Here is a 5608-nt window from a genome sequence, read left to right on the forward strand (position 1 = left end):
CCCTTCATGCCGCCCATCTTTTTCATCATCTTCATGAGGCCGCCGCCCTTCATCTTCTTCATCATGCCCTGCATCTGCTCGAACTCGTTGAGCAGGCGGTTCACTTCCTGAACCTGCACGCCGGCGCCGGCCGCGATGCGGCGCTTGCGCGTGGCCTTGAGCAGCTCGGGCTTGCGGCGCTCCAGCGGCGTCATGCTCTGGATGATGCCTTCCTTGCGGCGGATGTCGCGCTCGGCGCGGGTCATGTCGGCCTCGGTGGCCTTGGCGGCCATCTGCTGCGGCAGCTTGTCCATCAGGCTGGAGAGGCCGCCCATCTGCTTCATCTGCTGCAGCTGGCCGAGGAAGTCGTTCAGGTCGAAGCCCGCGCCGCTCTTGACCTTGGCCGCGAGCTTCTGCGCCGCCGCCACGTCGACGCCGGCCGTGACCTGCTCGACCAGCGCGACGATGTCGCCCATGCCCAGGATGCGGCCCGCATGGCGCTCGGCGTCGAACACCTCGAGGCCGTCGATCTTCTCGCTCACGCCGGCGAACTTGATCGGCACGCCCGTCACTTGGCGCACCGACAGCGCCGCGCCGCCGCGCGAGTCGCCGTCGGTCTTGGTCAGGATGATGCCGGTGAGGGGCAGCGCCTCCTTGAAGGCCTTGGCGGTGTTGATCGCGTCCTGGCCCTGCATGGCATCGACCACGAACAGGGTTTCGACCGGATCGAGCTCGGCGTGCAGCTGCTTGATCTCGGTCATCAGCACTTCGTCGATCGCCAGGCGGCCGGCCGTGTCGACCAGCAGCACGTCGAAGTAGTGGCGCCTAGCGTGGTCGAGCGCGGCGCGCGCGATGTCCAGCGGCTTCTGGTCGGGCGTGCTCGGGAACCACTCGGCGCCGGCCTGCTTGGTGACGGTCTTGAGCTGCTCGATGGCGGCCGGGCGGTACACGTCGCCCGACACGGTGAGCACCTTCTTCTTGCGCTTCTCGATCAGGTGCTTGGCCAGCTTGGCGGTGGTGGTGGTCTTGCCGGCGCCCTGCAGGCCGGCCATGAGGATCACGGCCGGCGGCTGGGCCGCGAGGTTGATGTCCGACACGCCCTCGCCCATGGTGGCGGCGAGTTCGCGGTTGACGATGCCCACCAGCGCCTGGCCCGGCTTGAGCGAGCCCAGCACTTCCTGGCCGAGCGCCTTCTCCTTCACGCGGGCGACGAAGTCGCGCACCACGGGCAGCGCCACGTCGGCCTCCAGCAGCGCCATGCGCACCTCGCGCAGCATATCCTGCACGTTGCTTTCGGTGATGCGCGCCTGGCCGCTCATCGTCTTGACGAGGCGGGAGAACTTTTCGGTGAGGGCGGTGGCCATGAAGGAAATACCTTGTTGTCCGCGGCAGCGGACCGATGGAAAGTCGTGAAAACCTGGAAGCGGTATGTGGGCCCGCTCTCTCGCGGGGGTGCCCCCGGCGGGGGTGGGCGAAGCGACGCGACGTGCGCGAAGCCGGGGGACGAGCCTATACACTCCACCGATGATTTTAGCGATCCCCTCCCCACTCGGCGTGGCGCTGGGCATCGCCACCGCGGCAGCCTACGGTTTTGCCGCTGCCGCCGGTGCGCGGCTCAGCCGCCAGACCACCCAATGGGCGCTCGGCATCGCATGGCTGCTGCACGCTGCGGTGCTCGGCCACGGGCTGATCGGCGGCGACCCTCGCTTCGGTTTTGCGCCGGCGCTGTCGGTCACGGCGTGGCTGGTGCTCACGGTCTACGCGGTCGAAAGCCGCCTGTACCCGCAACTGAAGGCACGCCGTGCGCTGGCCTGGCTGGGCGCGGCCGCCGTGCTGCTGGCGCTGCTGTTCCCGGGCACGCCGCTGCATGTCAGCGCCTCGCCCTGGCTGCCGCTGCACCTCGCACTGGGCATCGCCTCGTACGGCCTGTTCGGCGCCGCCGTGGTGCACGCCTGGCTGATCACGCGGGCCGAAAAGCAGATCCGCCTCGCCAGCGCCGATGCGCAGGCCGGCGTGCCGCTGCTCACGCTGGAACGGCTCACTTTCCGCTTCGTCACCGCGGGCTTCGTGCTGCTCTCGGCCACGCTGCTGGCCGGCCTGCTGTTCAGCGAGCAGCTCTACGGCGCCGCCGGCCGTGCCTGGAAATGGGACCACAAGACCATCTTCTCGGTGCTCGCCTGGCTCAGCTTCGCGGTCCTGCTGACCGGGCGCGCGCGCTTCGGCTGGCGCGGACGCACGGCGCGGCGCGTGCTGTATGCGGGCGCGGCGCTGCTGCTGCTGGCCTATGTGGGCTCGCGCTTCGTGCTCGAAGTCGTGCTGACGCGCCTGCCCGCATGAAGTACCTGCTCGTCCTCGCGGTGGTGTGGGTCGCGATCTGGCTCTGGCGCAAGAACCGGCGCGAAGAGATGCGCGACGCACAGCAAGAACGCGCCAAGAAGGCACAGCAGCGCACGCCGGCCGTCGGCCCGCCGCAGGCGATGGTGCGCTGCGCCCACTGCGGGCTGCACCTGCCCGCGGCCGACGCACTCCCCGGGCCGGACGGCGCGGTGTTCTGCAGCGCCGCGCACCGCCAGGCCGGCACCTCCGCATGAGTTCCTTGCGCCGGTCGCGCGGCGAGCCGGCCACCGACTGGGACGTGCTCGACCTGGGCGCCGGCGACAGCACGGCCCTGCTGCGGCTGTGGCGCGGCTTCATGGCGGCGCGCTGTTTCGTGGCGGTGGTGCTGGTGCTGCTGCAGGGCGTGGCCTTCGCCATCGGGCAGGCCGTGCAGCCGCTGCCGATCGTGCTGTCGGGCGGCTACCTCGTGCTGGCTTGGCTGGAGATGCGCTACGCGCACTTCGAGCCGCCGATCCGCGGCTTCTCGACGCTCTGGCTCCTGACCATCGGGGTCGACCTGGGCATCTTCAGCGCCTTGCAGGTGCTGCAGGGCGGCAGCGTCAACTACACGCCGCTGTTCGCGCTGCCGGTGCTGATGAGCGCGGTGCTCGGCACGCTGCTCGTGGGCCTGGGCACCACGGCCACCGTGACGCTGCTGCTGCTGGCCGACGCCGGCTGGCACTGGCTGCAGCAACCCACCGATGCCTCGGCGCGCTTCGTGCAGGCCGCCCTCACCGGCACCGGCCTGTTCGTGGTGGCGCTGCTCGCGCACGAGCTCGCGCGCCGGCTGGCACGCGAAGAAGCGGTGGCGCAGCGCAGCCGCAGCCACGCGCAGATGCAGGCGCAGGTCAACGACCTGGTGATCGAAACCCTGAGCGAAGGCGTGCTGGTGATCGACACGGACGGCCTGGTGCACGCAGCCAACCCGGCGGCCGACGCGATCCTCGGCCAGGGCCTGGCGCAACTGGCGTTGCCGTTCCCGCTGCACACCCAACCGGCCTGGCATGCGCTGGCTGCGCTGGCGCGCCAGACCTTCGCGCGGCGCGCGCCGCAGACCGAAGAGATCCCGGTGGCACAGGCCCGCGGCGCGGCGCGCGAGGTGCGCGTGCGCACCCGGCTCACGCCCACCGACGACCGCCGCGCCGACAGCCTGTGCGTGATGTTCCTGCAGGACCTGCGCGAGCTCGAAGCCCGCATCCGCACCGAAAAGCTCGCCGCGATGGGCCGCATGTCGGCCGCGGTGGCGCATGAAATCCGCAACCCGCTGGCCGCCATCGCGCAGGCCAGCGCGCTGCTCAGCGAAGACCTGACCGACCCGGCGCACCGCAAGCTGACCGACATGGTCCAGCACAACGCGCAGCGCCTGGCGCGCATCGTGGACGACGTGCTCGACGTCTCGCGCGCGCGCCAACAGCGCGTGCTCTCGCTGGGCGAGCAGCTGGTGCTCGACCCGGCCGCGCAGATCCTGGCCGAGGAATGGATACGCCAGACCCAGCGCAAGGGCGTGCGCGTGGCGCTCGACGCGCCGGGCAGCGAGGTGCGCTTCGAGGCCGAGCACCTGCGCCGCCTGCTGGTGAACCTGCTGGACAACGCGGCGCGCTACGCCAGCCAGCGCGAGGGCGCGATCCAGGTCATCACCACGGTGCAGCGCGCCGGCGTGCAGCGCCCCGCGCTGCTGGTGTGGAGCGACGGCGCGCCGCTGGAGCCGGCGGTGCAGCGCCACCTGTTCGAACCCTTCTTCTCGTCCGAGAGCCGTTCCAGCGGCCTGGGCCTCTTCCTGTGCCGCGAGCTGTGCCGGCGCCACGGCGCCACCATCGGCTACGAACGGCGCGCGCTGGTGCCGGGCGGCCCCGAGGGCAACGAATTCTTCGTCAGCTTCGCACCGAGCGAAAACCGGCTGACACAATAGCGGCCGTGAGCTCCCTCCCGTCTTCCGCCGCCGCCCCGCGCCCCGCGCAGATCCTTGTCATCGACGACGAGCCCGACCTGCGCACGCTGTACGAACTCACGCTGCTGCGTGAAGGCTACCGGGTCGAAGCGGCGGGCAGCGTGTCCGAAGCCTGGCAGCACCTGGAGGCCGGCCGCTTCGACGCCGTGATCACCGACATGCGGCTGCCCGACGGCGAAGGCATGGAGATCATCCACCGCATCCAGAAAGACCAGCGCAGCGAACGCTGCGTGGTCATGACGGCCTACGGCTCCGCCGAGAACGCGGTCGAGGCGCTGAAGGCCGGCGCCTTCGACTACCTCACGAAGCCGGTCGACCTGAAGCAGTTCCGCGCCGTGGTGGCGTCGGCCGTGCAGGCCAACCGCGCCGCGGTGGTCGTGCCGCAGAAGGCGCCGCCGCAGGCCGCCGGCCAGGGCGGCGAACGCCCCGACGCGCTGGCCGTGACGCGCAGCGGCGCCACCGCGCTCGACCGGCTGGTCGGCGACTCCGACCCGATGCGCCTCGTGAAGTCGCGCATCGCCAAGGTGGCGCGCGGCATGGCGCCGGTGCTGGTGCGCGGCGAGTCGGGCACCGGCAAGGAGCTGGTCGCACGCGCCGTGCACGGCTGCAGCCAGCGCAGCGAAGGTCCCTTCGTCGCGGTGAACTGCGGCGCGATTCCCGAGAACCTGCTCGAGGCCGAGTTCTTCGGCGCCAAGAAGGGCTCGTACACCGGCTCCTCGCAGGACCGCGATGGCTACTTCCAGGCGGCGCGCGACGGCACGCTGTTCCTCGACGAAATCGGCGACCTGCCGCTGGCCATGCAGTCGAAGCTGCTGCGCGCCATCCAGGAACGCAGCGTGCGCGCCATCGGCTCGACGCAGGAAGACGCGGTCGACGTGCGCATCGTGAGCGCCACCCATAAAGATTTGCACGCTGAGGTGCTGGCCGGCCGCTTCCGGCAGGACCTGTTCTACCGCCTCAACGTGATCGAGATCGCCGTGCCCGCGCTGCGCGAGCGCCGCGAAGACCTGCCCGCGCTGTGCACCGCGCTGCTCGCGCGCATCGCGCAGGACGGCGGCCTGCCCGTGCCGCGCCTGTCCGACGCGCTGCTGCAGCGCCTGGCCCAGCACCCGCTCGACGGCAACGTGCGCGAGCTCGAGAACCTGCTGCACCGCGCCGTGGCACTGAACGACGGCGACGAGCTGCACATCGACCTGATGGGCGCGATGACGCCGATGCCGGCCGCGCAGCGCAACGAATCCGCTGAAGCGCCAGCCGCCGTTGCGGTGGCTGCGGCCCCCGCGCCGGCGGTCGAGCCCAAGCCCC

General features: G+C 71.0%; 5 protein-coding genes. 4 read left to right on the forward strand and 1 reads right to left on the reverse strand.

The features are described 5' to 3' along the window. Nucleotides 1-1343, reverse strand: a 1343-nt coding sequence (ffh, locus tag AC07Y4_RS32580; RefSeq protein ID WP_495275672.1) for a signal recognition particle protein, incomplete at its 3' end; no start/stop codon positions are given. A 160-nt stretch (nt 1344-1503) separates the two neighbouring features. Here ffh and AC07Y4_RS32585 point away from each other — a divergent pair. From AC07Y4_RS32585 to AC07Y4_RS32600, 4 genes are all read left to right on the forward strand, one after another. Continuing rightward, nucleotides 1504-2316, forward strand: a complete 813-nt coding sequence (locus tag AC07Y4_RS32585; protein ID WP_056575582.1) for a cytochrome C assembly family protein — start codon at nt 1504-1506, stop codon at nt 2314-2316. Beyond that, entirely contained in the window at nt 2313-2570 is a 258-nt protein-coding gene (locus tag AC07Y4_RS32590; RefSeq protein ID WP_062480350.1) for a PP0621 family protein, read from the forward strand. Before AC07Y4_RS32585 ends, AC07Y4_RS32590 begins: the two co-directional genes overlap by 4 nt. After that, nucleotides 2567-4264, forward strand: a complete 1698-nt coding sequence (locus AC07Y4_RS32595) for a two-component system sensor histidine kinase NtrB (protein ID WP_487848072.1) — start codon at nt 2567-2569, stop codon at nt 4262-4264. The genes AC07Y4_RS32590 and AC07Y4_RS32595 overlap by 4 nt, the downstream gene beginning before the upstream one ends. 5 nt (nt 4265-4269) lie before the next feature. After that, a partial coding sequence (locus AC07Y4_RS32600) for a sigma-54-dependent transcriptional regulator (RefSeq protein ID WP_495275673.1) occupies nt 4270-5608 on the forward strand: 1339 nt, incomplete at its 3' end.

Source organism: Variovorax sp. GW460-12-1-14-LB1 (assembly GCF_059423605.1).

Coding starts and splice junctions, on each gene's coding strand:
- AC07Y4_RS32585 (WP_056575582.1), top strand. CDS start 1,504: ATGATTTTAGCGATCCCCTCCCCACTCGGCGTGGCGCTGGGCATCGCC.
- AC07Y4_RS32590 (WP_062480350.1), top strand. CDS start 2,313: ATGAAGTACCTGCTCGTCCTCGCGGTGGTGTGGGTCGCGATCTGGCTC.
- AC07Y4_RS32595 (WP_487848072.1), top strand. CDS start 2,567: ATGAGTTCCTTGCGCCGGTCGCGCGGCGAGCCGGCCACCGACTGGGAC.